Genomic DNA, 26233 nt, shown 5'->3' with positions numbered 1-26233 from the left:
GACCCAAACATTACAAAGAGGTCATCCTATGAAATCCCTGATCTTCGGCGTGGCGCTGTGCGCCGCCGCTCTCCCGGCCCTGGCCCAGACGAATGTGTCCATCAGCGTCGGCCAGCCCGGCTTCTATGGCCGGGTCGACATCGGCGACTTCGCGCCGCGCCCCGTCCTGTATGCGCCGCAACCGGTGATCATCACGCCGGCGCCGCAATACGTGGCCGAACCGATCTACCTGCGCGTGCCGCCGGGCCACCGCAGGCACTGGGCGCGTTACTGCGGCCGTTACGGCGCGTGCGGCCGCCCGGTCCTGTTCGTGCGCGACGAGTGGTACACGAACACCTATGTGCCGCGCTACCGTGAGCATTTCGGCGGGTATCGCGAAGGACACCGCGGCGGACCGCGCGACGTGCGCGTCGTCGAGCGCGTGGAATACCGCGACGGCGGCGGCCACGGCCGCCACGAGGACCGGGAGCACGGCCGCGGCCACGATGAAGGACATGGCCACGGCAACGGCAACGGCAACGGCCATGGTCACGGCCACGGCCACGGCCACGACTGATCCGTGACGGGGCGTTGCGCCGCCCCGTAGTAGACTGTCCGCGTGAGCCCGGCAGCGGGCGTGACCGACGGAGGCAGGCTTGCAGGGCGATATCGTGATCGTGGGCGGCGGGGCGGGCGGACTGGAACTGGCTTGCAAACTGGGCCGCAAACTGGGGCCAGGCAAGGTGACGCTGGTCGACAGCCGGCTGTACCACGTGTGGAAGCCGTCGCTGCACGAAGTGGCGGCCGGCACGCTGGACATCCACCAGGAAGGCCTGTCGTACCAGATGCTGGCGCACGACCGCGGCTTTTCCTTCGTGTACGGGGCCATGACGGCGCTCGACGCGGCCGCGCGGCACATCACGATCGCGCCCGTCACCACGGCGGCCGACGGCGAGGAAGTGCTGCCGGAGCGCACCCTCGGCTATCGCTCGCTCGTGATCGCCGTCGGCAGCACGTCGAATTATTTCGGCGTGCCCGGCGCGCGCGAGAACACGATTTCCCTGAACGCCACCGAGGACGCCGAGCGGTTCCGCCTGCGCCTGCTGCGCCTGCTCGCCCAGGCCGAGCAGCAGAAGGAGGACGGCGCCGCCGACAGCGGCCTCGACATCGTCATCATCGGCGGTGGCGCCACCGGCGTCGAGCTGGCGGCCGAATTGCGCGAAGCGTCCGGTGCCTACGCCGCCTATGGCTTTCGCCGGCTGCAGGTGAAGCGCGACGTGCGCATCACCCTGCTCGAAGGCGCGCCGCGGATCCTGGCGCCGCTGCCGGAACGGGTGTCGAGCGCGGCGGCGCGCCTGCTCGACGAGCGCGCCATCCGGGTCGTGACCGATTGCCGCGTCGACTGCATCGACAAGACGCAGGTCAGCGACAACAAGGGCAACCTGTATCCGGCCGACCTGTGCGTGTGGGCGGCGGGCATCCGCGCGCCCGAGTTCCTGGGCTCGCTCGGCCTGCCCGTGGCCAAGGGCGGCCAGGTCGAGGTCGACGCGCACCTGCGCGTGAACGACGTGCCCGACGTGTATGCGCTGGGCGACTGCGCCGCCTGCACGGACGGCAAGGGCAAGGCCGTGCCGCCGCGCGCCCAGGCCGCGCACCAGCAGGCCGATTATCTCCTCAAGACCTTCATCGACCAGGCGGCCGGCAAGCCGCCGCGGACGGCGCCGTACGTGTACCGCGATTACGGCTCGCTGGTGTCGATCGGCCGCGAGACGACGGTGGGCAACCTGATGGGTTCGTTGCGGGGCGCCAGCCTGTTCGTGGAAGGCTTCCTGGCGCGCATCATGTACATGAGCCTGCACCTGATGCACCACCAGGCCGTGCTGGGGTCGCTGCGCACGGGCCTGATGGCGGTGGGGCGCTTCCTGATCCGCAGGACGACGCCGATCGTCAAGCTGCACTGAGCCCGCTGCGCGGCTGCCGGCAGGCGGCGTCGAGCAGCGGGATGTCGCAGCAGCGCACGCCGGGCTGGATGCCGTCCCACACGACGCGCCGCATCGCGTTGCAATAGCACGCGAGGTCGGCGTCGACGAGGTACCACAGTGCGAGCCGGCAATGCCCGCAGGCCGGCATCGGCGCCGGCCGCTGCATGGGTTCGAGCCGTTCGAGCGTCGGGCTGAGTGCCTCGGGCGGCCGGGCAAACGGTGGCGTCGGGTCCATGCGAAGCTCCACGATGGTTGGCAACCCGCCGATGCTCGCACGGGCCGGCAACCCGGTGTTCGGCCCGATCAAGGAAACGGCAGGTCGTTCAGCGCACGGCCAGGATGTTCCACAGATGGTGCCGCTGGTCCTTGTCGGCGGGGTCGAAGATGCGCCGGCCGATCTCGACGCCCAGCATGCGATAGCTTTCCCACTGCGCCTCGTCGAAGAACTGGTCGCCCGTGGTTTGCTGCGGGAATTCCTTGTTCACGGCGCCATAGTTGTGCACGTCCAGCGGGGCCTCGGCGACCAGGACCGGCTTGATCAGGACGATGCGCATGTCCGGCACGTTGTCGTGCCGCGCCCCGCTGCTGCGGAACACGTTCAGCAGCAGGGCGCATTTGTTGCCGCCGGACTGGGGCCGCGCCAGCTCCGCGGCGGTGCCGAAGACGTCGCGCAACGGGGACAGCGAATTCGTGACGGTCTCGTCGACATCGATGTCGATGCCGAAGTCGATGCGCGCCAGGCGGATCAGGCCGGCGAGATCGTCGAACCGGTAGCCGGGATCGGCGCCGCAGTCGCAGGCGACGACGAACTTGAGGTCGCGTTCGGGCCGCAGCAGTTCGTAGATGCCGGTATTGTCGAAATGCCCGCCGTCGCTGAGGTAGTGCATGGGCCGGCGGGTGCCGTAGAAATGCGCGCCCAGTTCGTCGACCAGGTAGGCCTGGGTCGGCAGCACGGCGCGGAACAGGCGTGCCAGGCCGCGCTCGGTGTTGCCCTTCAGGCCGGAGCGCCACCAGCGGCCCAGCCGCACGTTCGCCAGGCCGAGCAGCAGGGCCATGGCCGCCGACGTGCGCCGGCCGCTGCCGGTGGCGGCGGCCGCGCCGGAGATGCCGATCCACTCGCCGATCGTCAACGGGTCGCTGGCGCCGGTGTCCCCGGCCGGAAAGCACTTGCCGTCGATCGCGAACGGCAGGGCCGGCGCATCCCCGGCGACGGCGGGGAGCACCACCATCGGCCGCCCCTTGCGATCGCGCTGGACCAGCTGCTCGGCCGGGTCGACGTTCTGGTTCAGGCACACGTTGATGAGATGCAGGGGCGCGTAGCGGTTGGTGTTGTAGTCGGCATGCTTGATGTGGTCGGAATCGAGCGGTTCCGCCGAGCTCAGCGTCTTGTCGCCGTCCGCGAAACGGTCGGCGTTGCTGGCGCCCTGGTAGGCGCGCGTCAGGCGGGCGCTGTACAGGCCCTGCAGCGAGGACAGGTTGAGGAATTGCGGGAAGCGGCCGATCATCGCCGTGAGCGCGCCGGCGGCCAGCAGCAGCAGCGCCAGCCAGCCGCACTGCGACGTCAGCAGCCCGGCCGCCGCGGACGTGTGGCGGCCCGGCAGATCCACGCCTTGCCACTGGATCCAGATCACGCCGTAATCCCAGACGGACACCAGCAGCACGGCCAGCGCCCCGGCGGCCAGCCCGAGCAGGACGTCCACCGGGATGCGCGTGCGCGGCATGCCGGACAGCTTGGCGAGGCGCGGGGCCAGGCGCCGCGTCAGCCACGTCAGGATGGCGGTCGCCGTCAGCGGCGGCCCCAGGGTCCAGTCGTGCGCATAAAAGCTCTGGGCGAGCGTGTCGACGAGCGCCAGGAAGGCGAGCACGCCGGCCAGCTTCAGCGTCCAGGTGAGCTGGCGCGTCAGGTGCAGGCGCAGTGCCGCGAACGTCTTGTGCGCGGCGGCGACGAGGAACCACACGGTGCCGAGCGCCATCTCGGCCAGGACGACGGCGAACGGCGTGCCCGCCCGGTCCCAGGGCAGGTCCGGCGCGATCCAGAACCACGGGATCATCCCCGCCGCGCAGGCGATGACGATCGCCACGCAGGCCGCGCACAGGCCATAGCCGAGCCAGTACCGCAAGGATTGCCTGGCCGGTTTGTCCACGCCTTCGCCTGAGGGGGGATAGGTCATCCAGTAGGCGCAGCCGCACGGCACCGTCAGCAGGGCCAGCACCGCCACGGGAAACATCCACAGGCCGCTGAACCAGACGTCCGCCAGCCACGTGCCCGGCGTGGACAGCTGGACGATGAACCGGGTCCACGGCGATTGCCCGGCCGCGTACAGCAGTCCGTTCTTGGCCAGGTTCAGCAGGGCGAGCAGGACGAGCAGCAGCAGGCCGAGCACCAGGTGCAGGGCGAACCAGGCGCGCACGGCGGTGGCCACGCCATACAGCAGGTCGCCGGCGCTGGACGGTGCGAGGTAGCGGCCGTTCTCGCGCAGCCAGGCCATGGCCCGGTACGCGCTGCCGGCGCTCCTGACGGCGGACGTGCGCAGGCGCGGCGGTTCCTGGCGCAGCGTGTCGTAGGCATTCGCGGCGCTGGCAGCCTCGTCCGTCCCGGGATCGGCGCGCCCCGGCACGAACAGGCTGGCGAAGAACGTCCCGATGTAGCCGCCGCCGCTGACCGTCGACAGGTAGTCGAACTGGCCCAGCAGGCTCTCCTCGGCGGCCGCCGGACTGCCCGGGAGGGGGAGCGGCGCGGCTCCGGGCGGCGCCGGCGCGCGGCCGAGGGCCTCCAGCACCCCGAGGCAAAAGGTGGCGCTGCGGATGCCGCCGCCGGACAGGCACAGGCCCCAGGCGGACGTCGCCTGCTGCGCCGGCACGGACCGGCGCAGGCGGATCCGCGCGAGCTCGTCGCGCATGCGCCCGACGTAACGGTCATCGGCCGTCGCCGGCGGCTGGTGCGATTGCGTGTCCATGCATACCTCCATCGCGCGCGACGCGGGGCGTCGATATGGCTGACCACGGACGACGTGCCGGGTTCCCGTCGATCTATCCGTGCAGGGTAAGAATTTGCCTGACAAATCTATCGGCAAATTCTTACAAGGCTAGCATGATTAACTGACAAAATTCTCACCAATGATTGCATGGGCGCGCAGGCGAGGGACGTGCGCCGGCCGCGCCCGGAGGGCGGCCGTGCAGCGGGTGGGATGTGGCCGGCTTACTTGGGGAAGACGAGCTTCAGGGCGGTGCCTTTGCCGTCCGGTCCGGGGCCGAGGGTCAGCGTGCCGTTCAACCCGCGGACGCGTTCGCGCAGCATGCGCAGGCCGTGGCAGCCGGGGGAGGCGCAGCCGCCCGTGCCCGGGCCGACGCCGTCGTCGCGCACGGTCAGCATGGCCTGCTCGCCATCGTCGTCGAGGATGACATCGACCGCCGTCGCCTGCGCATGCTTCGCGACGTTGCGCAGGGCTTCCTCGGCGCAGCGCAGCAGCGCGACGCCCTGGGCGCGCGTGTAGTCGGGGTCCTCGTCCGGCATGCTGGCCCTGGCCTTGACGCCGTGTTCGCGGCCCCATTCCTGGACCAGTTCCGCGATCGCCGCCTTGGGGCCCAGGAATTCGAGCTTGTCGTTCCAGAGCGCCAGCTGCATCTTGCGGTTGGTCTCGATGATGTTGTTCAGCAGTTGCTTCATCTGCGAGGCGCGGTCGCGCTGCGGCTGTTCCTGCAAATGTTGCGACAGCAGGCCGAGATGCATCGTCAGCGCCGTCATCGACGAACCAAGACTGTCGTGCAGCCGGCGTGCCAGCTGGCGCCGCTCTTCGTCCCAGCAGGTCGTGACGTGGGCCAGGAGTTCGGCCAGCTCGGCGGCGCGCGCCGCATGCTGGCTGTCTTCTCCGGAATCCGGCGGATGAGGTTCCGAAACTTTCATGGAGGCAACCAATTTATGTTTCTCGGGATGATACAACAGCTTGGGCCGGGACGGCGCAGGAATCGTCTTTGTGAGTTGCCGTACAGTCTAGTGTTGCATTTCGGGTCAAGCTGGAGGCTGACAACCCCACGCAAGGAGCTACAGATGAGCACGAGATCCCACACCGGCGCACAGGCCGGCACCCAGACGAACGCCATGGCCGCCGGCCAGGACGCCATCGCCCTCTTGACCGCGGATCACCGCGAAGTCTCGGACATGTTCGAACAGTTCGACCAGCTGGGCGACCGCGCCACCACCAGCAAGGAAAAGCTCAAGGACAAGATTTGCAAGGCATTGATCGCCCACACGACGATCGAAGAAGAAATCTTTTACCCGGCCGTGCGCGCGAAGATCGAGGAGGGCGAGGACATGGTCGACGAGGCCGTCGTCGAGCACGCGGCGGCCAAGGACCTCATCCAGCAATTGCAGGAAATGCAGCCGGACGACGAGCTGTATGACGCGAAAGTGAAAGTGCTCGGCGAGCAGATCGAGCACCACGTCAAGGAAGAAGAGAAGGAGATGTTCCCGAAAGTGAAGAAAAGCGGGCTGGACCTGCTCGCGCTGGGCCAGGAAATGGCGATGCGCAAGCAGGAACTGATGGCGACGCTGTAGGGCGGGCGGCCTCCGCCCACGCGTAACGTCAGGTCCCTGCCACCGGTGACGCGTGGGCACAGGGTGCCCACCCTACGTGCCCGTCGGCATTCAGCCCTCAGCCGGCGGCGGCCGGCTGGGCCAGGGGCAACCCTTCGCCGGACGGGCGGGCCGCCGTGCCCGCCAGCTGGTCGAGCAGGGCGTGCAATTCGACGGGCTTGACGAGGTGCAGGTCGAAGCCCGCTTCCAGCACCCGGCGCTGGTCTTCCGCCAGGCCGTAGCCGGTGAGCGCGATCAGGCGGATGCCGTGCGTGCCCGCTTCCTGGCGCAGCCGGCGCGCCACTTCATAGCCGTCGATGCCCGGCAGGCCGATGTCGACGAGGGCGACGTCCGGCTTTTCGGCGCACGCCACGCGCACGCCTTCCAGGCCGTCGCCGGCCTGCAGCACGGGATACCCGAACGACGCCAGCATCGTGGCCATCATCTCGCGGCCGTCGTCATTGTCTTCGATCAGCAGCACGGTGGGCTTGTCGGCCTCGCGCGTCCGCGCATGGGCGGGGGCGTCGGTCGCGGCGCCGGGCTCCGCGCGCGGCAGGCGGATCTCGAACGTGCTGCCGTTGCTGGTGCCCGGGCTGCTTGCGCTGACCGACCCGCCATGCAGCTCGACGAGGCGCCGCACGAGCGACAGGCCGATACCGAGGCCGCCCTGCGAGCGGTCGATCGAGATCGCGCCCTGCACGAACACGTCGAACACGTGCGGCAGCAGGTCGGGGGCGATGCCCACGCCGGAATCGCTCACGCGCAGCACGATGTCCGCCTCGTGCGCCGCGACGGCGATCTCGATGCGGCCGCCGCCCGGCGTGTATTTCAGCGCATTGTCGATCAGGTTCGTCGCGATCTGTTCGAGCCGCGTGGCGTCGCCGTCGACCCAGCCCGGCGCCAGCTTGACGTCGATGTCGTAGCCGGTCGTGCGGCCGGTGGCGCGGAATGTGTCGAGGCAGCTCGACACGAGCGTGGCGATGTCCAGGCGCTTGCGAGAAAGCAGGATCTTGCCCGACATTGCGCGCGACAAATCCAGTAGATCGTCGACGATGCGCGACAAATGCTGGCTCTGGCGTTGGATGATCAAGCGGGCGCGCGCGATGGAATCGGGGCCGATGCCAGGCATGCCCAGCAGCGACGAGGCGCTGCTGATGGCCGACAGCGGGTTGCGCAGCTCATGCCCCAGCATCGCGAGGAATTCGTCCTTGGCGCTGCTCTTGCGCTCGGCCGCGCGCCGTTCTTCCATTTCGCGCACGAGGCGTTTATTCGTCGCGGTCAGCTCGGTCGTGCGCTGGGACAGTTTCTCGGCCTGGCGCTTGAGTTGTTCGTTCTTCGTCGCGAGCGCCACGAAGACCTGCACCTTGGCGCGCAGCACCTGCGGGATCACGGGGGTGAACAGGAAATCGGCGGCGCCGCGCTGGTACGCCTTCAGCCGGTCGATCTCGTCGGCGAGGAACGCCGTGACGAAGATGATCGGGATGTCGGCGGAGCGGGGGCGCTGGTGGATGGCCTCGGCCGTCTCGAAGCCGTCCATGCCGGGCATGTTGACGTCCAGCAGGATGACGGCGAAGTCGTGGCGGAGCACCTGGCGCAGCGCATCCTGGCCGGAGCGCGCCGACAAGACCTCGTAATTGCTCTCGTCGGCCCATTGCTCCAGGAGGCTCGTCAATGCAAGCAGGCTGGCGGCATCGTCGTTGACGACGAGAATCTTAGGTTTTTCGGTGAGGGACACGGCGTTTGAACAAGGGCTCGGTACACGTATTCACAAGCTCATCAGAATAACAGAGCATGCCGCTTTGCAAAATAAATTGATAAAAACTGTTGCAATTCATCATGATAGCACGGCCGCTCAAGCCCCTAAAAATCAATCGTGCGCGGCAACTGGCGGGGCATCGTTCGGTGCCGCACATACCATGTCAAGACCGTATGCGATAGTGGGGTCATGTCAGGGAGCCACATGAAAGGACAGACATGAATATCCAGATCATCGTAAACGACACGCATCACGATAAATGCTTCCGCGAGCTGGTCAACCAGCCGGTGACGGTGCTGCGCAATGTCAGTCAGCAGCAGGCGGATGCGCTGCGCGATGCGTTCGGCATCAACACCATCGCGGAACTGGCCGATCTCAAGCTGGTGAAGTGGGCGCGCGCGATCCGTACGATGGCCAGCGCGGAGGCCGAGCCGCGCGAAGCGGTGGCCAAGGAAACCCTGCTCGACGATGCCGTCGAAATGACGTTCCCGGCCAGCGATCCGCTCTCCGTCACCTCGAGCATCACCCGCATCGAGGTGCCGCCGGAAAAAGTGGACGCCAGCTCCGACCACCAGAACGCCGCCGCCATCGAGGCGCACAACGAGAAGGTCGTCGGCTGCCGGGCGCTGGGCCCGGGCGGCGAGAAGACGGCTGGCGCGGCCTGATCCGCGCCGTGTTCGTTGGGTTGGGTGTGTGAGGCCGGCGGCCTCACATGCGAAGGTGCCCACGCGGACGTTTGCATGATGCTGGCGTCGCGCGTGGGGTGCCCACCCTGCTAGAAGTTCACGCGGAACTGCGCGCCGAAGTTGCGCGGCTCGTTGACGATGCCCGTCAGGTTGTCGAAGTCGATCGCGGCCACCACCTGGATGCGGTTGGTGATGTTGCGGGCGAACGCGGCGACTTCATACTTCCCGTTGTCCCACTTGTAGCCGACGCGCAGGCCGCCTTCCAGCAGTGCCTTCGCCTTGTACTCCCTGGCCTCGTACAGGAACATGTTGTAGTCGGTCCGGTACGACCAGTCCGTGAGCGCGTACAGCTCGCCGTCCGCCAGCGGATGCGAATAGCGCAGCGTGAAGTTGGTCTGCCACTTCGGCGAGCGGGGCAGCGGCAGGCCGTTCAGCTTTTGCGTGTACGGGAACGGGCCGGGCACGCCGGTCGGGGTGCAGCCGTTCACGCCGTTCGTGTTGGGCTGGTTGCCGCAGGTCTGCACGAACAGGTTCGGATCCTTGATCTCCGTGTCGTTGTAGCTGGCGCCGACGCTGGCGCGCCAGTCGTCCGACAGGATCGCCTGGAAGTCCATTTCCACGCCCTGGCCCGTGACCTTGTCGGCGTTGATCAGCTGGTTCATGTTGATCGTGCCGCTGCCGGCCGTCAGCTGCTTGTCCTTCACGCGGTACTGGAAGACCGTCGCCGACAGGCGTGCGCGCCGATCCAGCATGTCCGCCTTGATGCCCGCCTCGTACGACAGCGCCTTTTCCGCGCCGGCCATCGACGGCTTGTCGGAGAGGCCGTTCAGGCGGCCCTGCATCGACGGGGCGCGGTAGCCGGTGGCCACGCGCGCGAACAGGTTGGTGTCGCCGTCCAGCGCGTAGCTGACGGAGCCGTCCCAGCTGATGTTGTGCGAGTCGCTGTGCAGCGGCAGCGGGCCGCTGGACTTGGGCGGCTCGAAGCGCTGCGCCACGAAATCCTTGTTGTCGCTGGTGTAGCGCAGGCCGCCGCGCAGTTTCAGCTTGTCCGTCACCTTGTAGTTCATGGTACCGAACACGGCCCAGGAGCGGGCGTCCTGGGTCTGGGTCGCGTAGGCGTCGTTCTGCGGATTGCCCGGTGCGAGCGTGTTGAAGCTGATCGAGTCGATCCGGATGTGCTCGTCGAAGTAGAACACGCCGGCCATCCATTGCAGCGGGTCCTTGGTGTTCGACTCCAGGCGGATTTCCTGCGTCGCCTGGTTATGTTCGGGCAGCAGGTCGGCCGTCTCGACCGTGAACGGGATGTACGCGGGCTGGCCCGGATAGTCCGGCGCCATCGGCGGCGCGTAGACGGCACCGACGCCGCCGTCGACGTCGCCGCGGCTGTAGAAATAGGCGTGCTCATAACCCGTGATCGAGTGCAGGGTCATGCCGTCCAGGTCCCAGCGCAGGCGCAGGTTGGCGCCGCTGGTGCGCAGGGTCTGGTTGTTGCCGCCGTCGGTCGGATAGTTGTCGTAGTTGAAGCCGTCGACGAGGTCGTTCGTGCCCTTCTTGATGATATTCGCGCGGAACAGCGTCGCGTTGCCGCGCATGTCGCGCGCGTGGACGTTGAACAGGGCCGAGAAGTCGCGGGTCGGCTTGACCAGCAGCTGCACGCGCGCGGCGTTGTCGTCATAGCCCTCGAAGTCGCGGGTGTACGCGTTCGGTTCCGGGTTGTGCACGCGGTTGTTGCGGTGCTGGGACTGCAGCGACACGCGCAGCGCGGCCGTGTCCGACAGCGGCATGTTGTAGGCGCCTTCCGCATTCATGGTGCCGTAATTGCCGGCGCCCAGCACGGCGTAGCCTTCCGTCTTGAATACCGGTTTCGCGGAGTCGAACTTGATCACGCCCGCCGGCGAGTTGCGGCCGAACAGCGTGCCTTGCGGGCCGCGCAGCACTTCGACCTGGTCGACGTCGAACACGGGGAAGCCCTTGAGCATCGGGCTTTCCTGCACGATGTCGTCGACGACGAGGCCGACCGGCTGCGACGCGTTCAGGTCGAAGTCGGTATTGCCCTGGCCGCGGATGTAGAAGCGGGGGAACGAACGGCCATAGTCGGACTCGACGTTCAGGGACGGCGAGCGGCCCGCCAGGAACCGGATGTCGGCGCCGCCGGACGTCAGCACGTCGAGCTTGTCGCCCTTGATCGCGGTGACCGACATCGGCACGTCCTTGAGGTTCTCGGCGCGCCGCTGGGCGGTCACGATGACGGTTTCTAGGTGCTGGGCCGGCCTGGCGGCGGTGTCCTGCGTGGCGGCCTGGTCGGCGGGCTGATCGGGTTCGTCGGCCAGCGCATACAGGGGGAATGTGCCGGCCACGGCGGCTGCGAGCAGGGTACGGGCGAACAGTCGGGTGGGTCGTACGTGCATGTTACGCATCTCGTCCTTTATTGGAGCTATTGATATAAATCGATCTTGCTGAATCGATACTCTCTCGTTCTTGTTTCTTTGTCGTTTGGCAAAGAATAACCATCCTAGCAGTAAAAACATTTGCACAAGATTACTGCTGATTTATTTGAAAAACAGATAAATCAAGTAGTTAAACGGTATTTGCCATTCGCTGGCGGGCTATTGCATAGTTTGATGTTCGGTACAGTCGACGCCGATTTGCGCGGCAGAGTGGGGCCGTGGCTGGCGTAACGACATGGGTGCGCCGAGAAGGGTGTTTACGTGTGCAACCGTGTGATTTAAGCAACAGATGCGATGTTGTTAATGTCCAACATCCAACGCGGGCGGCGCATGTGAAAAGCGGTCCGCCCCATGTGGAACGAACCGCCCGGTGTGACGCTGGAAGGGGACAGGGTCGGCGTCAGCGATGCTGCACGAGTTCCGGCGCCGGCGCGACGGCCGCGGCGGCCGCCGGCGGCGTCATGCTCGGCTTGACGGCCAGCGCGGCCTGGCGGGCGGCGCTGCCGTTGGCGCAGTAGCGGTTCTTGCCGGCGCGCTTCGCTTCGTACAGCGCGTAGTCGGCGATGCTGATCAGGTCGACGACGTTCTCGGCATCGTCCGGATACAGGCTGATGCCGATGCTGGTCGACAGCTGCAGCGTGAGGTCGTTGATGAAGAAGGGCTCGGACAGCGCCTCGACGAGCTTGGCGGCCGGGCCCTGGGCGTCGGCCAGGCTGTGCACGTCGGCCAGCAGGACGATGAATTCGTCGCCGCCCAGGCGCGCCACCGTGTCTTCCTTGCGCGAGTTCGACAGCAGGCGCTGCGATACCATTTTCAGGATCTCGTCGCCGTAGGCGTGGCCGTAGGTGTCGTTGATCGCCTTGAAGCCGTCCAGGTCGAGGTACATCACCGCGGCCTTGTGGTGGTTGCGGTTGGCGTGCTGCAGCGCGGTTTCGATGCGGTCTTCCAGCAGGCGGCGGTTCGGCAGGCCCGTCAGGGCGTCGTGCAGCGCCAGTTCCTGCTGGGCGCGGCTGTACTGCGCCAGTTCCTTGTACAGCAGGCGCACTTCCAGCATGTTGTGGATGCGCTTGTGCACTTCGAGCAGGTCGAACGGCTTGCTGATGAAGTCGCGCGCGCCCGCTTCCAGCGCGGCGATCTTGAAGCTGGGCTGTGCCGTCAGGGCGAGCACGGGCAGATAGCCGCCCTGTTCGATCTCCTTGAGGCCTTTCATGACCTGGAAACCGTTCAGGCCCGGCATTTGCAGGTCGAGCAGGATCAGGTCGTAGTTGTGCTCGCGATGCAGCGGGCATACCTGTTCCGGCAGCATCGTCGAACTGACGTCGGTGTAGCCTTCCTCGCGCAATATCTCTTCCATCAATTCGATATTGTCGGGGGAATCGTCTACGACCAGGATCTTCGCGTTCAGGATGTCTTGTCGGCTGGGCATGCGTAATCTCATCAAATCAAGGCCGGCGTCGTTAATTCCTTAACGAATTCCGACTCTAGCGCAACATTCCGTAGTCTAGCAAATGGCCGAGAATTTCTTGTAGGACAGCGCCGCGTGCGTGGGTAGGAACATTATTCATGATTTATTCATGACACTAGCGTACGCCATTTCGGCCCGCCGCGGGTGCCGCGGCGCGGCTCACCATGGGGCCGGAAGGGCCTACGACCGAGGCAACTGTTGCAATTAGTTCACTCGGCTCGACCGGTTTCGAAATATGCGCCGAGAAACCCGCCTCCAGCGCGCTCAACCGGTCTTCCGAGCGGGCGAACGCCGTCAGGGCGATGGCGGGCACGTGGCCGCCTTCGTCGCGCGTCAGGTGGCGCACCCAGTCGAGCAGTTCGAAGCCGTCCACTTCCGGCATGCCCAGATCGCTGATCACGAGGTTCGGCACTTGTTCCTTGAACAGCGCGAACGCTTCCCGCGCACTGGCGGCGATGCGCACGCCGGCGCCGCAATCGCTGAGGATGCGCTTGATCAGTTCGCGCGCGTCGCGGTCGTCGTCGACGACCAGGACGTTGACGCCGGACAGGTCGAGCACCGTCATGTCCGGCGTCGGCGGCGTCGGCAGGATCATGGCGGCGCGGGCGCGCGCGGCCGACGCCGGCTGCTGCTTGGCGAGCGGCAATTCGATGGTGAAGCTGGCGCCCTTGCCCTCGCCGGCGCTGTCTGCGCGGACCGTGCCGCCGTGCTGCTCGACCAGGTGCTTGACGATCGCGAGTCCCAGGCCGAGGCCGCCGTGGCGCCGCGTCATCGAGGCGTCGCCCTGGCGGAAGCGTTCGAAGACGTGGGTGATGAATTCCGGGCGGATGCCGACGCCGTTGTCGCGCACCGTGACGGCGACGCTGGCGTCGTTGCGCGCCAGTTCGATGCTGACGAGGCCGTCGCGGGGCGTGAACTTGATGGCGTTGGATAACAGATTCCACACGATCTGCTGCAGCCGGGCCGGATCGCCCGCGATGAGGCCAGGGTCGGCGGCGTAGTGTTTCTCGATGCGGATGTTCTTGGCGTCGGCGGCCGGGCGCACGGTCTCGACCGCGGCGTCGACGAAGCTGGCCGGCGCCACGGACTGCATGTCGAGCAGCACCTTGCCGGACGTGATGCGGCTCATGTCGAGCAGGTCTTCGATCAGCTGGGCCTGGGCGCGCGCGTTGCGCTCGATCGTCTGCAGGCCTTTCTGCAAGTCGTTCTGGTCGCGGCTGCCGCGGCGCAGCACCTGGGCCCAGCCGAGGATCGCCGACAGCGGCGTGCGCAGTTCGTGGGACAGCGTGGCCAGGAATTCGTCCTTCATCTGGCTCGTGCGTTCGGCCTCGGCGCGTGCCTGGCGTTCGCTTTCCAGCAAGACCTTGCGTTCCTCGGCGGCCCGCTGGGCGGCTTCGTACAGGCGCGCGTTGTCGATGGCGACGGCGGCCTGGGCCGCGATGCCGCGCACGATGCGCTCCGTGCGGTCGCTGAAGATGCCCGTTTCCGGATGCCCGAAGAACATGGTGCCGAGTAATTCTCCAGAGTGCGCCACGACCGGCACGGCCAGGTAGCTGCGCACGGCCGGGTGGCCGGTGGGCAGGCCGAACGGCGCCGCCTCGCCGAAGCGCGGGTCGTGCGTGACGTCGTCCGAGCGGACGAGGCCGGCCGGGCGGTCGGCGAGCCCCGGGCCGAACAGCCCGTTGGGACCGCCTGCGCCGAACGACTCCAGTCCGGCCGGGCTGCCGCCGGAGACCGTGTACAGCGTGAACAGGTTGCCGCCGTCGGCGCCGCCCTCGTGGCCGTCATGGCGGCCGTGGTAGAGGAAGGCGCCCTGGCGCGCGCCGGCGATGCCGGTGGCGGCGTCGGTCGCGGCCTGCAGCAGCGAGCGCAGGTCGCGCGTGGACGCCAGCGCGCTGCCGGTGCTGTTGAGCAGTTCGAGCACGTGCGACTCGTCGCGCAACGCCTGTTCGGCGCGCTTGACTTCGTCGACGTCGGTGTTCGTGCCGAACCAGCGCAAGACCTTGCCGTGGCGGTCGCGCACGGGGTTCACGCGCGTGAGGAACCAGCGGTAGGTATCGTCCGCGCCGTGGATCGGGTATTCCATTTCGAACGGGGTGCCGCTGCGGATGCTGGCGTTCCAGCGCTCCTGCACGGCGGGCAGCACGGTGGGTTCGACGGTCGTTTGCCAGCCCCATCCGACGACCTGGTCGGGCGTCGTGCCCGTGTATTCGAACCAGCGTTCGTTGAACCAGACGATGGCGCCGTCGGCCTGGGCCATCCAGGCCAGCTGCGGGATCGTGTTGGCCAGCGCGCGCAGCACTTCCTCGCTCTGGCGCAGGGCGTCGGCGGCGCTGCGCCGGGCCGTGATGTCCTGCACGACGCCCGTCATGCCCAGCACGCCCTCGCGCCGCACCTGGTCGGCGTAGTCGGCGCGGCCCACGAGCGCGACCCAGCGCGGCTCGCCGCCGGGGCCGGGCAGGCGGCATTCCAGTTCGAGGTCGCCATGGCCGGAGAAGGCCTGCAGCACGGCGCGCCGCACGCTTTCGCGGTCCCCCGGGTCGAGGCGGGCGCGCAGCTCGCTCCACGCCAGCGGTTGCTCCGCCGGCAGGCCGAAGATGGCGGCGGCGCGTTCGCCCAGCATCACGCGGTCGCTGGCGGCGTCCCAGCGCCAGTCGCCCAGGCGGCCGGCGGCCAGCGCGACCTGCAGGCGGCTGTTGCCTTGCTGGAGGGCTTGCTGGTCGGCCTTGCGCCGGTTGATGTCCTGGAAGTACAGCGTGAGGCCGTCCGGCGACGGATGGGCGCGCACCTCGAACCAGCGCTTCAGCGCGGGCCAGAAGAATTCCTGGATCGCCGTCTCGCGGCTGACCATCGCGCGCCGGTAGACGGTTTCCAGCAGGCTGCCGCGCAGTTCCGGGAACGTGGCCCACAGGTCGTGGCCGACCAGGCTCGGACGGGTCTTTTGCAGGGGCGAGAGCATGTCCAGCGCGCGCCCGTTGATGTACATGATGCGCCAGTGGTGGTCGACGGCGCAGAAGCCGTCGGTGAGGCTCTCGAGCATGTTTTCCATGCGCGCATTGGCGTGGTGCAGGGCTTCGCGGGCTTCCTGCAACTCGCGTGCGGCCGCGGCAGCATCGGGTGCGGCGGGGGCGGGGACGGCAGCAGCGGGCTGCGCGGAAGACTGCCGCAGCTGGTCGCGCTCGTTGTTCACCGTCGGTCTCCCCACGAGATCACCGGAGCGGGCACCGGACCGGGCATCTTGATAGGCTCGGAGGGGCGGGGTGCTCTGCCGGTGGGCTCGAAATCGGTCATCGTTCTGGGCTCTGCGCGCGCGACTGTGGTGCCGCGCGGAATGCGCAGGCACGTCGGTCCACGGCGCGTAACGAGCCGTACATCGATTCTAGCCCAGCCCGGGCGCTTTGTTGCACACCTTTGATACATCGTTCAGGTGCGCGCCGGCAGCGGGTGCGCCACCTTGTCGAGGGCTTGCTGAAGCTGGTCGAGCTCGTAGGGCTTCTGCAGCGACAGATAGGGGAATTCCACGTGGCGCAACAGGGTGTCGCCGTACCCCGACGCAAAGATCACGCGCATGGCCGGCGCGTTGGCCACCGCCTGCCGCGCCAGCTCGACGCCCGACATGCCCGGCAGGCTGACGTCCGTGAACAACACGTCGTAGTGCCCGGCCGCCAGCCGTGCCAGCGCGTCGTCCGGATGGCCGACGCCGTCCGCCTCGTGCCCGAAGGCGCGCAGCATCTCGCACACCAGGTACTGGGAATCGACGTTGTCCTCGACGACCAGGATATGGAGCGGGCCGTCCGCCTCGGCGGGCGCCGCCTCCGGCACGGGCGCGGCCGGCGCCAGCGCGCACAGCACGCCGGCCACCGTGTCGCCGTCGGCGCGCACCGGGGTGAAATACAAATCGTAGCGCCCGCCGCCACCGGCGCTGCCCGGGAATGCGAGCGTGCGGCCGGAGGCGTGCGTGGCGTCGCCGTTCCAGGCGCGTTCCAGCTCGGCGCCGCCCGCGGCCAGCGGCGGCGGCATCACCGGCGGTATGCTGCCGCCCGGCACCCGTCCATACGCCGGACCGGCCAGCGCGCCGTAGGCGTCGTTGAACAGGACCGTCATGTCGCGGCCCCACACCAGCAGCAGCGGCAGCGGGGTATTGAACATCAGGTCGGCGGCCAGCTTCAGCGCTTGCGGCCACTGCTGCGGATCGCCGAGCCGGGAAGCGGACCAGTCGAACGAGCTGGAGGAATGTGCGGACCTGCCGGAAAGGAGCATAGCGCAGTAACGATTGTTATCTAAACGAAAAGAGGATGCATCGTACACCAAATCGGAAGCAGGGGCGGCACGACTGCACACGATTTCATAGGGGAAAAATTGCAGTGGAACTACGATGCGGTCGTAAAAGAACAACATCATGAACAGGCGCTATTGCACCACAGCATATGACGCCGCGCGCGGACGCCCATCCGGCGTCGCCGGGGACGGCGGGCAAAAAAAAGCCCGCTGCGGGAGCGGGCTGAATCTATCCTTGGAGGAGAATAGAGGAGACAGGGATCATAATGCTGCATCGCAAAAAATAAATCCAATTTAGTTTTTCAATGTCTGCCATTGCTTTTATAAATGACTCGACGGTACGCACGCCAATCGTGCCGCTCTTGGTGCACTAAAGAAAATGTTCTACGATAGCAAAATGTTTAAAAGCGCTCCGCTGTCGCTCACGTTCTTCCGATTCGATCCATCCGCACGCCGTGCGTTGCCATTGTCGACCTTACCCGGCTATCATGCCCGTTGCGGTTGCCGGCCATGCGCGGCGCCGTTTGTACTGACAGGAACATGTCCGGTACGCGTGTTGCGTGCCTGGCGTGCCTTACCCGGCCGTTTCGTAGGGCGCCGCACGTTCCGGCGCTCCCTGCCACCGTTTACAGTCCTGGGTTTGCCAACCGGCCGATGCATCGTCAATTGAACCGATTTACGAACCGCGGGCTGCGCCGCTCGCTCGCCGCCTGGGCGCTGGCCGCCGTGTCCGTCCTGTGCGCCGGCGTGGGCCTGGCGCCGCCTGTGCGCGCCCAGAGCGCGGCGCAGGGCGTGCCGCTGGAACGGCGCGTGAAAGCGGCCTTCCTGTATAAATTCCTCGGCTATACCGACTTTCCCCCGAGCGCCTTCGGCGACGCCGCTGCGCCGCTGACGATCGGCGTGATCGGCGCGGACGACCTGGCCGTCGAGCTGGCGCGCGTGGTGGCGGGACGTACCGTCAACGGCCGCCCCATCGAAGTGCGCGAGCTGCGCGAAGCCGACGCCGGCGCCCGCGTGCATCTGCTGTTCGTGGGCGGGAGCGATCCGCAGCGGGTGGCGCGCATCCTGCGCCAGGCGACCGGCGCGATGCTCGTCGTGACCGAGTGCGACAACGGGCTGCAGCTTGGCAGTGTGATCAATTTCCGCATCGTCGACGAGCGCGTCCGCTTCGACGTCGCGCTCGACGCGGCGGAACGCAACGGCATCAAACTCAGTTCGCGCCTCCTGACGGTGGCGAACCGGGTGCAGAAAGGAGCGCAGTGATGGTGGTGCGCGACAGCGGCACGGTCCGCGGCAAACTGATTCTGATGGCGGTATCGACGACCTTCGTCGCGCTGCTGGCGGCTTCCGTCGCCATGCTCCTGTTCGACCTGCGCGCGTTCCAGCGCTACTGGACCGACGACCTGATGACCCAGGCCGACATCATGGCGCGCGTGACCGCACCGGCGCTGACGTTCAACGACGAGGAGACGGCGCGCCAGAACCTCGCCGTGCTGCGCGTGCGGCCGCAGATCCTCGCCGCCGCCATCTATACGAGCGACGGCACGCGCTTCGCCACGTATGCGGTGAGCCCGAACCAGACCATTCCGGCGCGGCCGGCGCCGTCCGGCTACCGCATCGAGGGCGGCGAGGTCGCCGTGTTCCGCAACATCGTGGAAAACGGCGAGATGGTGGGCACGGTCTACCTGCGCTCGCGCTATGGCGTCGTCGACCGCCTGTTCAGCTACGGCGCGATCCTCGGCGCCGTGATGCTGGGCGCGCTCGTGATCGCGGGGCTCGTCGCATCGCGCCTCCAGGCCGCCATCACGCGGCCGCTGGCGGCCGTGACCAATGTCGCGCGCCAGGTGATGCAGCGGCGCGATTTCACGCTGCGCGTGCCGGGCAACGACAGCGGCGAGATCGGCGTGCTCGTCGCCGCCTTCAACGACATGCTGGCCGAGATCGGCCGGCGCTCGCATGCGCTGCAGGAAGCGAATGCGACGCTCGAGCACGAGATGCAGGTGCGCGAGCGCGCGGAAGAGGCGCTGCGCCTCGCCGACCGCCGCAAGGACGAATTCCTCGCCACGCTGGCGCACGAGCTGCGCAATCCGCTGGCGCCGATCCGCACGGGCCTGGACATCCTGCGCCTGCGCAGCGGCGACGCCCAGGCCACCCAGCGCGCCACCGATATCATGGAGCGCCAGCTGCGCCAGATGGTGCGCCTCGTCGACGACCTGCTGGACGTCTCGCGCATCAACACGGGCAAGTTCACGATCAAGAGCGGCCGCGTGGAACTGAAGGCCGTCGTCAACGACGCGCTCGAAGTCGTCCGGCCATACATCGAACTGCACGGCCACGAACTGGCGATCGACCTGCCGGACCGCCCGGTCTTCCTGAACGGCGATGCGACGCGCCTTGCGCAAATCCTCTCGAACCTGCTGAACAACGCGGCCAAATACACCAACCGCGGCGGCCGCGTCGGCCTGAGTGCGAGCGTGGACGACCGCACGCTCACGGTGACCGTGTCGGACACCGGCATCGGCATCGCGCCGGACATGCTGGATTCCGTGTTCGAAATGTTCGTGCAGGTGGATTCGACCCTGGAGCGCTCGAACGCGGGCCTGGGCGTCGGGCTGTCGCTGGCGCGCAAGCTGGTCGAACTGCACGGCGGCACCATCGAGGCGCGCAGCGCGGGCGTCGGCCACGGCAGCCAGTTCGTCGTGCGGCTGCCGATCGTCGTCGAGCCGGAGCTTCCGGCCAAACCGACGCCGATGTCCTTCATCAGCTCGGAAACCTACCGCATCCTGCTGGCCGACGACAACGTCGACTTCGTCAACAGCATCGGCGCGCTGCTGACGGCGATGGGGCACAGCGTCGTCATCACGCACAATGGCGTCGATGCGCTGGCGGCCGCCAAGCGCTTCTGTCCGGACTACGCCTTCCTCGACATCGGCCTGCCGCAGATGTCCGGCTACGACCTGGCGCGGGGCATCCGCGACCTGTCGTGCTGCACGATGACCGTCATGGTCGCCGTCACGGGCTGGGGCCAGGAAAAGGACAGGCAGCTGGCGTTCGAGGCCGGTTTCGACCACCACATGGTCAAACCCGTCCGCTTCGAACAGATCGAGGAAATCCTGGGGAACCGCAGCATCATCAAGAAGCTGCGTACCTGAACGTACTTGCGGCGGGGGCAAAAAAAAAGCGGAAGCGCGAACGCTTCCGCCCGACTCAAGCTAGCGGCGCGTCAAGCCTGGTTGGCTGACTTGCGGCGACGAGCCAGGAAGCCCAGCACGCCCAGGCCGGCCAGCATCATGCCGTAGGTTTCCGGTTCCGGCACCGGTGCGGCCATCGCGACGGCGCCACCGAAGCTCGCGGCCTGGTCCGAGACCAGATTGCCGTTCACTTGCAGATAGTAGTTACCGGCGGCCAGGTTGTCGCCGGAGATCGTCCACACGTCGATGTTGCCGGACTGGAGTGAAGCACCCGACGAGACCAGCGCGTCGCCGGTGGCGTTGTACAGGGACAGGCCGGTGATGTCGAGACCGGTGTCAGCGGAGTGGCTCACGGACGAGATGATGGCGTCCAGGCTCATGCCGGCGCCTGCGACCGAGAAGGTGAAGCGGTCGGCAAACGTGTTGCCGTTGTTGTTCATCGCGAACGTGTCGCCGAAGAAGCCGCTGCCGTCGGTCAGGTCGAGGACCTGCGGGGTGTTGCCGACGGTAGCCGCCATGGCAGCGGTGGAAGCGAACGACGCAGAGGCCAACACTACAGCAGCAATCAGTGATTTTTTCATTTCTTACCTCGCAAAGAAACAGCCGCGTCCTGCAGCTTGGTTTTCAAGAATCGGGGAACTTCATCGTATCAAATCGACGATAAAACGCACGAAAATTCACCGAAGTGTGCGCTTCTTGATGGAAATATGCCGAAAATCAAGAGTTTCTGCGTGGATGCGCTTTTCACCCGCTCTTCATAGAGAACGTGGTCGGTTTGGTATGTGCAAATGACAAAATAGGGCGATATTGCACGGTATTCGTAGGTAGGTTCCTACGTGAAGACGCGAGAAAATCTGCGGCCGAGTTTTTTCTGTTGGCGAACGAGCATTGCGCAGTTGGCAAGAAGACCGGGCGGGATAACGATGAGGCCAGGCTCATCGTTAAAGCTGTGGAAGCACAGCAATGAAAAAGGCCAGATCTCGCGATCTGGCCTTTCGAATGATTGGTGCGGCTGGCAGGAATCGAACCCACGACCCCTTGGTTCGTAGCCAAGTACTCTATCCAGCTGAGCTACAGCCGCCCGAGGCACGCATTATAGCAGGCCTCTCTCGAATGGCAAAGTCGGCAGGGATCGGCAGGGACCGGCGGCGGTCCGGACCGATGCGTGACGCGCATGACACTTCTGCTTGACAATACATTAAGGTGATCCTAAAGTGATATCACTTTCATATAACAACGGAACACCGGCATGTCTACACATACTCGTCAGGAAATCCCGCTCGCATCGATGAATGGTTACGTGGCCGGCGCCGGCGGCCTGCTTGCCGTGCTGGCGGGCGCCTGGCTGCTCCATGCAGCCGTGATGGGCACGGCGGCGGGTGGCGTGGGCGTCGCCGGTATCGTTCTCGGCGTCGCCGGCGTGTTCGTGTGCATGGGGCTGTACATGCTGCAGCCGAACGAAACGGCGGTGCTGACGATGTTCGGCCGGTATGTGGGCACCGACTGCGGCGAGGGGTTGCGCTGGGCCTTTCCGCTGTACCGCAAGCGCAAGCTGACGGTGCGTGCGCGCAACCTCAACATGGCGACGCTCAAGGTCAACGACAAGCGTGGCAATCCGGTGGAGCTGGCGGCCGCCGTCGTGTGGCGCGTGCGCGATACGGCGCAGGCGCTGTTCGAAGTGGACGATTTCGAGCGCTACGTGACCGTGCAGGCCGAGGCCGCGCTGCGCCACCTGGCCGTGCAATATGCGTATGACGAAGGCGAGGACCTGGCGCCGGGCGAGATGACGCTGCGCGGCGGCGGCACCGAAGTCGGCCATGCGCTCAGCGAGGAACTGACGGCACGCTTCGAAGCGGCGGGCGTGGAAACGCTGGACGCGAAGCTGACCCACCTGGCCTATGCGCCCGAGATCGCCCAGGTGATGTTGCGCCGCCAGCAGGCCCAGGCGATCATCAGCGCCCGTGCCCGCATCGTGCACGGCGCGGTCACGATGGTGGAAGACGCGCTCAAGGGCCTGGCCGAGCGCCAGATCGTCGAACTGGATGCCGAACGCAAGGCGGCGATGGTCAGCAACCTGCTCGTGGTCCTGTGCTCCGACCGCGACGCGCAGCCCATCATCAACGCAGGCACCCTGTACAACTGATTCGCGTATCGATGGCAAGTCCCGGTAAAAAGTCCTATCCGCTGCGTATCGACCCCGCGCTGTGGGAGCAGTTGCAGCGCCTGGCCGCCAACGACCTGCGCAGCGTGAATGCGGAAATCGAATTCCTGCTGCGCGAAGCGCTGGCGCGGCGGGGCATCCGGATCGCGTCGGTCGAGCCGGATGCGGGGAGCGGCGACACGCCGTGAGAAATGAAAAAGGCCAGATCTTGCGATCTGGCCTTTCGAAAAAGCTGGTGCGGCTGGCAGGAATCGAACCCACGACCCCTTGGTTCGTAGCCAAGTACTCTATCCAGCTGAGCTACAGCCGCCCGAGGCACGCATTATAGCGGCATTGCGCGATTTGGCAAAGAGCAGGGCGTTACTTCTTGGTGACGATGACCGACGTGGTGCTCGTGTTGCCGGCGGCATCGCGGGCGGTTGCCGTCAGGGTGTGCTGGCCGGCGCCGACCTTGCGCGTGTTCCAGTTGTAGCCGAGCGACCCGCCCGTGCCCTGGGCCTTGGTCTGGCCGTCGATCACCAGCACCGTCGTGATGCCGGCGGCGCCCGCGTTGTCGGCGGCGTTGATCGAGACCGCGACGTTGCCGCTCACGGTGCCTGCCACCGGATTGCCGATGGCGACGGTGGGCGGCGTCGTGTCCTTGGCCACGGTCGTGACCGTGTTGGCGACGTTGATCGCGACGGCGGCGGACTTGCCGGCATTGCCCGCGGCGTCATACGCCACGGCGACCAGGCTGGCCATGCCGTTGGCGCTGCCGGTCGAGTTCCAGCTGAAGCCGTACGGCGCGCTGGCGTCGGTGGCGACGACGGTGCCGTTGACGAGCAGGTCGACGCGGGCGACGCCCACGTTGTCGCTGGCATTCACGGTCACGTTGACGAGGCCGGCGACCGAGCTGTTGGCGAGGGGGGCGGCAATCGCGGCCACCGGCGCCGTCGTGTCGACCGGCGCCTGGTAAGCCACGGCCGCGCGCAGTGCGGCGGCCGCATCCACGCGGCCATAGCCGAACACGGGGTCGCGGCCGGCGGCGCCGAGGTCGACGGCCGACAAATACATCAAGGACGCGATCTGGTCGCCGCCGAGGTCTGGCCGGGCGGCCATCATCAGTGCCGCCACGCCGGCGGTCACCGGGGCCGAGAAGGAGGTGCCTTGCCACTGCGAATAGCCCAGCGAGTTATCGGTGGTCCAGATGTAGGTGCCGGGCGCCGACACGGTGACGAAGCTGCCCCAGCTCGAGAAGCTCGCCTTGGCGTCGTTGGCGTCGGTGGCCGACACGACGACCAGCGCCGGATCCGGCGTGACGTTCTCGTCGATATTGTTATTGCCGGCAGAAACGATCACGAGGCCGCCCTTGCTCTTCATGTAGCGCGCCGCGCTCAGGACGGTGGAGCTGCCGGCGATGCCGGTATAGCTGATGTTGGCGATGCGGGCGCCATGGTCCGCTGCATAGGTGATGCCGCTGGCGATGGTGCTGAAGTAGGCGTGGCAACCGTTGCTGTCGCTGTACGCGATGCGCAGGGGCATGATGCTGGCCGCGCCCGCGACACCGGCGACGCCGGCCGCGTTGTTGCCCGTGGCGGCGGCCGTGCCGGCGACGGCCGTGCCGTGGCCGCAGATGTCCGTCAGGTCCGTGTTGCCGCTGTAGATGTTATAGCCCGGCACCATGCGGTCCTTGAGGTCCGGATGGTTGACGTTGACGCCCGAGTCGAGCACCGCGATCGTCACGCCGCGGCCCAGGGAGCTGTCCCAGGCCGTGGGCGCGCCGATCTTCGCCAGGTGCCACTCGCTGCCGGCGTAGGGGTCGTTGACGGCCAGCGCGGCCGGCACAATGCGGTCGAGTTCGGCGAACTTGAGCTCCGGGCGGTGCGCCAACCTGGCGACCGCGGCAACTTCCGAGGCATTGGCCGGCAGTTCGACGATGTGCAGGCGGCTTTGTCCGATCTTGTGCTTCTTGCCGCCGAATTCCTTGAGGACGCGGTCCAGGTCGGCGTCCGACAGGCCGGCCCGCGCTTCGACCAGGATGCGGCCGCGGGCATAACCGCCATCTTGCGTCGGGGCGGCGTGTGCGGCACCGAAGGCGAGTGCGCCGGTAACCAGCGTCGGGAGAATGCGGAGGGAAGTGTGGATGGACTTCATTGCGTACATATCCTTAAGTAAAGGCAGGATCGTGCACAGTGACATCCGTGGTGCGGCCGGCGTGAGCCGGTCCGAGGCTGGCATCTGGCAGTCCTGCCGTCGTAGGGCCGAAGCCCGTTAGACCGTTGACTTTGCGTCACCCACTTTCGCGGGCTTTGCCCTTTTCAATAAGCAGCACTCAGCTGTTTCGGGAAATCATATCCTTTTCGAGTGAGGATATACTGCCGGTAGGAAATAAAAACTTACGGTTACGGGAATTTATTGCGAATCCGCAACAGTTCAATATTAGGAGTGAAACGGGTGTGACAAGGCTGCTAATCGAATTTCAAAAAATGAAATTCGGAAAAAACGGAAAAACCGGAAAATGAAATAATAACTTTCGGTTAAAACGAAAATTCGGATTAGGCGCCGGAATAAAAAACGCCCACTGCGAAGTGGGCGATCAACTGAATGCGGAGTATGCCGGCCGGCGATCAGCTCTTGCGGCGCAGTCTGGTCATGCCGAGCAAGCCAAGTCCGACCAGCGCAAGTGTTGCGGGCTCCGGAACCTTGCCGCCACCCTCGTCGCCAGTGCCGTCGCCCTCTCTGTAGTACACGGTGATGTGGGAGATGTCGTGGAGGACCGATTTGCCCTCGAGCGTGAACGGCGGATCCGAAAAGGGCGACGCATAGGTGCCGCTGCCGTATGGGGATTGCAGGAGGTATGCGACCAGGTTGGTATCGTTGCCGTCCTTGAACACCAGCATCACGTCGGACGGTTGGGGCGTGCCGCCGACATAGGTGTACGTGCCAGTCTCTACGCCGCCCGTGAAGTTGAACAGATTGGACGTATCGGTGGGCGTCGTGTCCAGGTTGTCATATTTGCCGTCCAGCAGCCAGTTATTGATGCCGAAGAATGCCGTGGTGTTGATGAGGGCCAGGTTGTCGTTCTGGTTGCCGTTCAGCGGGTCCAGGATGGCGCAGGCGCTGCTGCCGCTGACATTGTTGGAAATATCGTAACCGGATCCGGTGCAGGATACGGTCGCAGCGGATGCCGCGCCCTGGACAGCGATAAGGACTGCAAATGTCACAGTGGCTTTTGCGAGATTTTTACAAAACATGATTCCTCCCTGGTTTTGAATTTGACAAGTAATGCACCAGTTATTAGAGCAATCCGCGTGCCAGGAAAATAAAGGCCTGTGTTTACAGCGACTTAAAATTAATAACTTCTGGTTAAAACAAGGGATGTAAGATTAATCGACAAAATAGATTGATATGGATCAAGTATATGTGGGAGCAATGAGATTATTCCGCCTGAGATATACGTATCACGGGAAAATCCATTCTCCCGCGATCCAGGCTGTGGCGGCGCAAAAGCATGCGGCGTGAATAATGTCGAAAACGCCGGCGCAGGTTGCATCCGGATCGCGCAAGCGACGAGGGGAGCGGCGACACGCCGTGAGAAATGAAAAAGGCCAGATCTTGCGATCTGGCCTTTCGAAAAAGCTGGTGCGGCTGGCAGGAATCGAACCCACGACCCCTTGGTTCGTAGCCAAGTACTCTATCCAGCTGAGCTACAGCCGCCCGAGGCACGCATTATAGC

The 26233-nt window shown here is 66.1% G+C and carries 19 protein-coding genes, 3 tRNA genes and 1 riboswitch; of the genes, 8 read left to right on the top strand and 14 right to left on the bottom strand.

Annotation, left to right across the window (positions count from 1 at the left end; translation table 11 throughout):
• Positions 1–28: 28 nt before the first annotated feature.
• Positions 29–556, top strand: a complete 528-nt coding sequence (locus U9J41_RS21035; protein ID WP_322404114.1) for a hypothetical protein — start codon at positions 29–31, stop codon at positions 554–556.
• Between the two features lie 79 nt (positions 557–635).
• Entirely contained in the window at positions 636–1940 is a 1305-nt protein-coding gene (locus U9J41_RS21030) for an NAD(P)/FAD-dependent oxidoreductase (protein WP_322404113.1), read from the top strand.
• On the opposite strand, the gene U9J41_RS21025 is transcribed toward U9J41_RS21030, so the two are convergent.
• The 3 genes from U9J41_RS21025 to U9J41_RS21015 all read right to left on the bottom strand — a co-directional run bounded on the left by U9J41_RS21025 (position 1927) and on the right by U9J41_RS21015 (position 5865).
• Positions 1927–2196 carry a hypothetical protein gene (locus tag U9J41_RS21025; RefSeq protein ID WP_322404112.1) on the bottom strand — a complete coding sequence of 90 codons (270 nt, stop codon included), beginning with the start codon at positions 2194–2196 and terminating at the stop codon, positions 1927–1929. The genes U9J41_RS21030 and U9J41_RS21025 overlap by 14 nt on opposite strands.
• Before the next feature lie 88 nt (positions 2197–2284).
• Positions 2285–4918 carry a patatin-like phospholipase domain-containing protein gene (locus U9J41_RS21020; RefSeq protein WP_322404111.1) on the bottom strand — a complete coding sequence of 878 codons (2634 nt, stop codon included), beginning with the start codon at positions 4916–4918 and terminating at the stop codon, positions 2285–2287.
• A gap of 242 nt (positions 4919–5160) precedes the next feature.
• Entirely contained in the window at positions 5161–5865 is a 705-nt protein-coding gene (locus U9J41_RS21015; protein WP_322404110.1) for a sensor histidine kinase, read from the bottom strand.
• Positions 5866–6009: 144 nt separating this feature from the next.
• On the opposite strand from U9J41_RS21015, the gene U9J41_RS21010 reads away from it, so the two are divergent.
• Entirely contained in the window at positions 6010–6516 is a 507-nt protein-coding gene (locus U9J41_RS21010; RefSeq protein WP_425260845.1) for a hemerythrin domain-containing protein, read from the top strand.
• Between the two features lie 97 nt (positions 6517–6613).
• Here U9J41_RS21010 and U9J41_RS21005 read toward each other — a convergent pair whose 3' ends face one another.
• Positions 6614–8269, bottom strand: coding sequence for a response regulator (locus U9J41_RS21005; RefSeq protein WP_322404109.1), 1656 nt, complete (start codon positions 8267–8269; stop codon positions 6614–6616).
• A gap of 239 nt (positions 8270–8508) precedes the next feature.
• Here U9J41_RS21005 and U9J41_RS21000 point away from each other — a divergent pair, with 239 nt between their 5' ends.
• Entirely contained in the window at positions 8509–8955 is a 447-nt protein-coding gene (locus U9J41_RS21000) for a hypothetical protein (protein WP_322404108.1), read from the top strand.
• Between the two features lie 110 nt (positions 8956–9065).
• On the opposite strand, the gene U9J41_RS20995 is transcribed toward U9J41_RS21000, so the two are convergent.
• The 4 genes from U9J41_RS20995 to U9J41_RS20980 form a co-directional block, all read right to left on the bottom strand.
• A complete protein-coding gene (locus U9J41_RS20995) occupies positions 9066–11384 on the bottom strand; it encodes a TonB-dependent receptor (RefSeq protein WP_322404107.1) in 2319 nt (772 codons plus the stop codon).
• Between the two features lie 439 nt (positions 11385–11823).
• Complete coding sequence (locus U9J41_RS20990; RefSeq protein WP_322404106.1) at positions 11824–12849, bottom strand: GGDEF domain-containing response regulator; 1026 nt, start codon at positions 12847–12849, stop codon at positions 11824–11826.
• Positions 12850–13003: 154 nt separating this feature from the next.
• Positions 13004–16078 carry a hybrid sensor histidine kinase/response regulator gene (locus U9J41_RS20985; RefSeq protein ID WP_322404105.1) on the bottom strand — a complete coding sequence of 1025 codons (3075 nt, stop codon included), beginning with the start codon at positions 16076–16078 and terminating at the stop codon, positions 13004–13006.
• A 233-nt stretch (positions 16079–16311) separates the two neighbouring features.
• Positions 16312–17148 carry a response regulator gene (locus U9J41_RS20980; RefSeq protein WP_322404104.1) on the bottom strand — a complete coding sequence of 279 codons (837 nt, stop codon included), beginning with the start codon at positions 17146–17148 and terminating at the stop codon, positions 16312–16314.
• A gap of 684 nt (positions 17149–17832) precedes the next feature.
• Between U9J41_RS20980 and U9J41_RS20975 the strand changes: the two genes are divergently transcribed.
• Positions 17833–18429, top strand: coding sequence for a TOL_0243 family YfiR-like periplasmic protein (locus tag U9J41_RS20975; RefSeq protein ID WP_322404103.1), 597 nt, complete (start codon positions 17833–17835; stop codon positions 18427–18429).
• Positions 18429–20318, top strand: coding sequence for a sensor histidine kinase, YfiR-like protein-associated (locus tag U9J41_RS20970; RefSeq protein WP_322404102.1), 1890 nt, complete (start codon positions 18429–18431; stop codon positions 20316–20318). The genes U9J41_RS20975 and U9J41_RS20970 overlap by 1 nt, the downstream gene beginning before the upstream one ends.
• 71 nt (positions 20319–20389) lie before the next feature.
• Here U9J41_RS20970 and U9J41_RS20965 read toward each other — a convergent pair whose 3' ends face one another.
• Positions 20390–20938: an FxDxF family PEP-CTERM protein gene (locus U9J41_RS20965; RefSeq protein WP_322404101.1), complete on the bottom strand. Its 549-nt coding sequence runs from the start codon at positions 20936–20938 to the stop codon at positions 20390–20392.
• A gap of 423 nt (positions 20939–21361) precedes the next feature.
• A tRNA-Arg gene (locus tag U9J41_RS20960) sits at positions 21362–21438 on the bottom strand.
• A 168-nt stretch (positions 21439–21606) separates the two neighbouring features.
• Between U9J41_RS20960 and U9J41_RS20955 the strand changes: the two genes are divergently transcribed.
• Both U9J41_RS20955 and U9J41_RS20950 read left to right on the top strand, forming a co-directional pair.
• On the top strand, positions 21607–22500 hold the full coding sequence (locus U9J41_RS20955; RefSeq protein WP_322404100.1) for an SPFH domain-containing protein: 894 nt from the start codon (positions 21607–21609) through the stop codon (positions 22498–22500).
• A gap of 11 nt (positions 22501–22511) precedes the next feature.
• Positions 22512–22706, top strand: coding sequence for a type II toxin-antitoxin system antitoxin (locus U9J41_RS20950; protein WP_322404099.1), 195 nt, complete (start codon positions 22512–22514; stop codon positions 22704–22706).
• Between the two features lie 45 nt (positions 22707–22751).
• On the opposite strand, the gene U9J41_RS20945 is transcribed toward U9J41_RS20950, so the two are convergent.
• The 4 genes from U9J41_RS20945 to U9J41_RS20930 all read right to left on the bottom strand — a co-directional run bounded on the left by U9J41_RS20945 (position 22752) and on the right by U9J41_RS20930 (position 26214).
• Positions 22752–22828, bottom strand: a tRNA-Arg gene (locus tag U9J41_RS20945).
• A gap of 50 nt (positions 22829–22878) precedes the next feature.
• On the bottom strand, positions 22879–24651 hold the full coding sequence (locus U9J41_RS20940) for a S8 family serine peptidase (RefSeq protein WP_322404098.1): 1773 nt from the start codon (positions 24649–24651) through the stop codon (positions 22879–22881).
• An 83-nt stretch (positions 24652–24734) separates the two neighbouring features.
• Positions 24735–24821: riboswitch (cyclic di-GMP riboswitch) on the bottom strand.
• Between the two features lie 303 nt (positions 24822–25124).
• Complete coding sequence (locus U9J41_RS20935) at positions 25125–25751, bottom strand: PEP-CTERM sorting domain-containing protein (RefSeq protein WP_322404097.1); 627 nt, start codon at positions 25749–25751, stop codon at positions 25125–25127.
• 386 nt (positions 25752–26137) lie between these two features.
• Positions 26138–26214 (bottom strand) — tRNA-Arg (locus tag U9J41_RS20930).
• Positions 26215–26233 lie beyond the last annotated feature (19 nt).

Origin of the sequence: Massilia luteola (assembly GCF_034420155.1) — a bacterium.
Taxonomy (GTDB): Bacteria; Pseudomonadota; Gammaproteobacteria; order Burkholderiales; family Burkholderiaceae_D; genus Telluria; species Telluria luteola.
The sequence above is the reverse complement of the archived record's forward strand: the minus strand, read 5'-3'. Positions and strand labels throughout refer to the sequence as shown.

Bases quoted from the DNA above. Each gene is read 5' to 3' on its own strand.
- U9J41_RS21010 (WP_425260845.1), top strand. From the start codon at position 6,010: ATGAGCACGAGATCCCACACCGGCGCACAGGCCGGCACCCAGACGAAC.
- U9J41_RS20980 (WP_322404104.1), bottom strand. From the start codon at position 17,148: ATGCTCCTTTCCGGCAGGTCCGCACATTCCTCCAGCTCGTTCGACTGG.
- U9J41_RS20970 (WP_322404102.1), top strand. From the start codon at position 18,429: ATGGTGGTGCGCGACAGCGGCACGGTCCGCGGCAAACTGATTCTGATG.
- U9J41_RS20935 (WP_322404097.1), bottom strand. From the start codon at position 25,751: ATGTTTTGTAAAAATCTCGCAAAAGCCACTGTGACATTTGCAGTCCTT.
- U9J41_RS20995 (WP_322404107.1), bottom strand. From the start codon at position 11,384: ATGCACGTACGACCCACCCGACTGTTCGCCCGTACCCTGCTCGCAGCC.
- U9J41_RS20990 (WP_322404106.1), bottom strand. From the start codon at position 12,849: ATGCCCAGCCGACAAGACATCCTGAACGCGAAGATCCTGGTCGTAGAC.
- U9J41_RS21035 (WP_322404114.1), top strand. From the start codon at position 29: ATGAAATCCCTGATCTTCGGCGTGGCGCTGTGCGCCGCCGCTCTCCCG.
- U9J41_RS21015 (WP_322404110.1), bottom strand. From the start codon at position 5,865: ATGAAAGTTTCGGAACCTCATCCGCCGGATTCCGGAGAAGACAGCCAG.
- U9J41_RS20950 (WP_322404099.1), top strand. From the start codon at position 22,512: ATGGCAAGTCCCGGTAAAAAGTCCTATCCGCTGCGTATCGACCCCGCG.
- U9J41_RS21025 (WP_322404112.1), bottom strand. From the start codon at position 2,196: ATGGACCCGACGCCACCGTTTGCCCGGCCGCCCGAGGCACTCAGCCCG.
- U9J41_RS20940 (WP_322404098.1), bottom strand. From the start codon at position 24,651: ATGAAGTCCATCCACACTTCCCTCCGCATTCTCCCGACGCTGGTTACC.
- U9J41_RS20965 (WP_322404101.1), bottom strand. From the start codon at position 20,938: ATGAAAAAATCACTGATTGCTGCTGTAGTGTTGGCCTCTGCGTCGTTC.
- U9J41_RS21000 (WP_322404108.1), top strand. From the start codon at position 8,509: ATGAATATCCAGATCATCGTAAACGACACGCATCACGATAAATGCTTC.
- U9J41_RS20955 (WP_322404100.1), top strand. From the start codon at position 21,607: ATGTCTACACATACTCGTCAGGAAATCCCGCTCGCATCGATGAATGGT.
- U9J41_RS21020 (WP_322404111.1), bottom strand. From the start codon at position 4,918: ATGGACACGCAATCGCACCAGCCGCCGGCGACGGCCGATGACCGTTAC.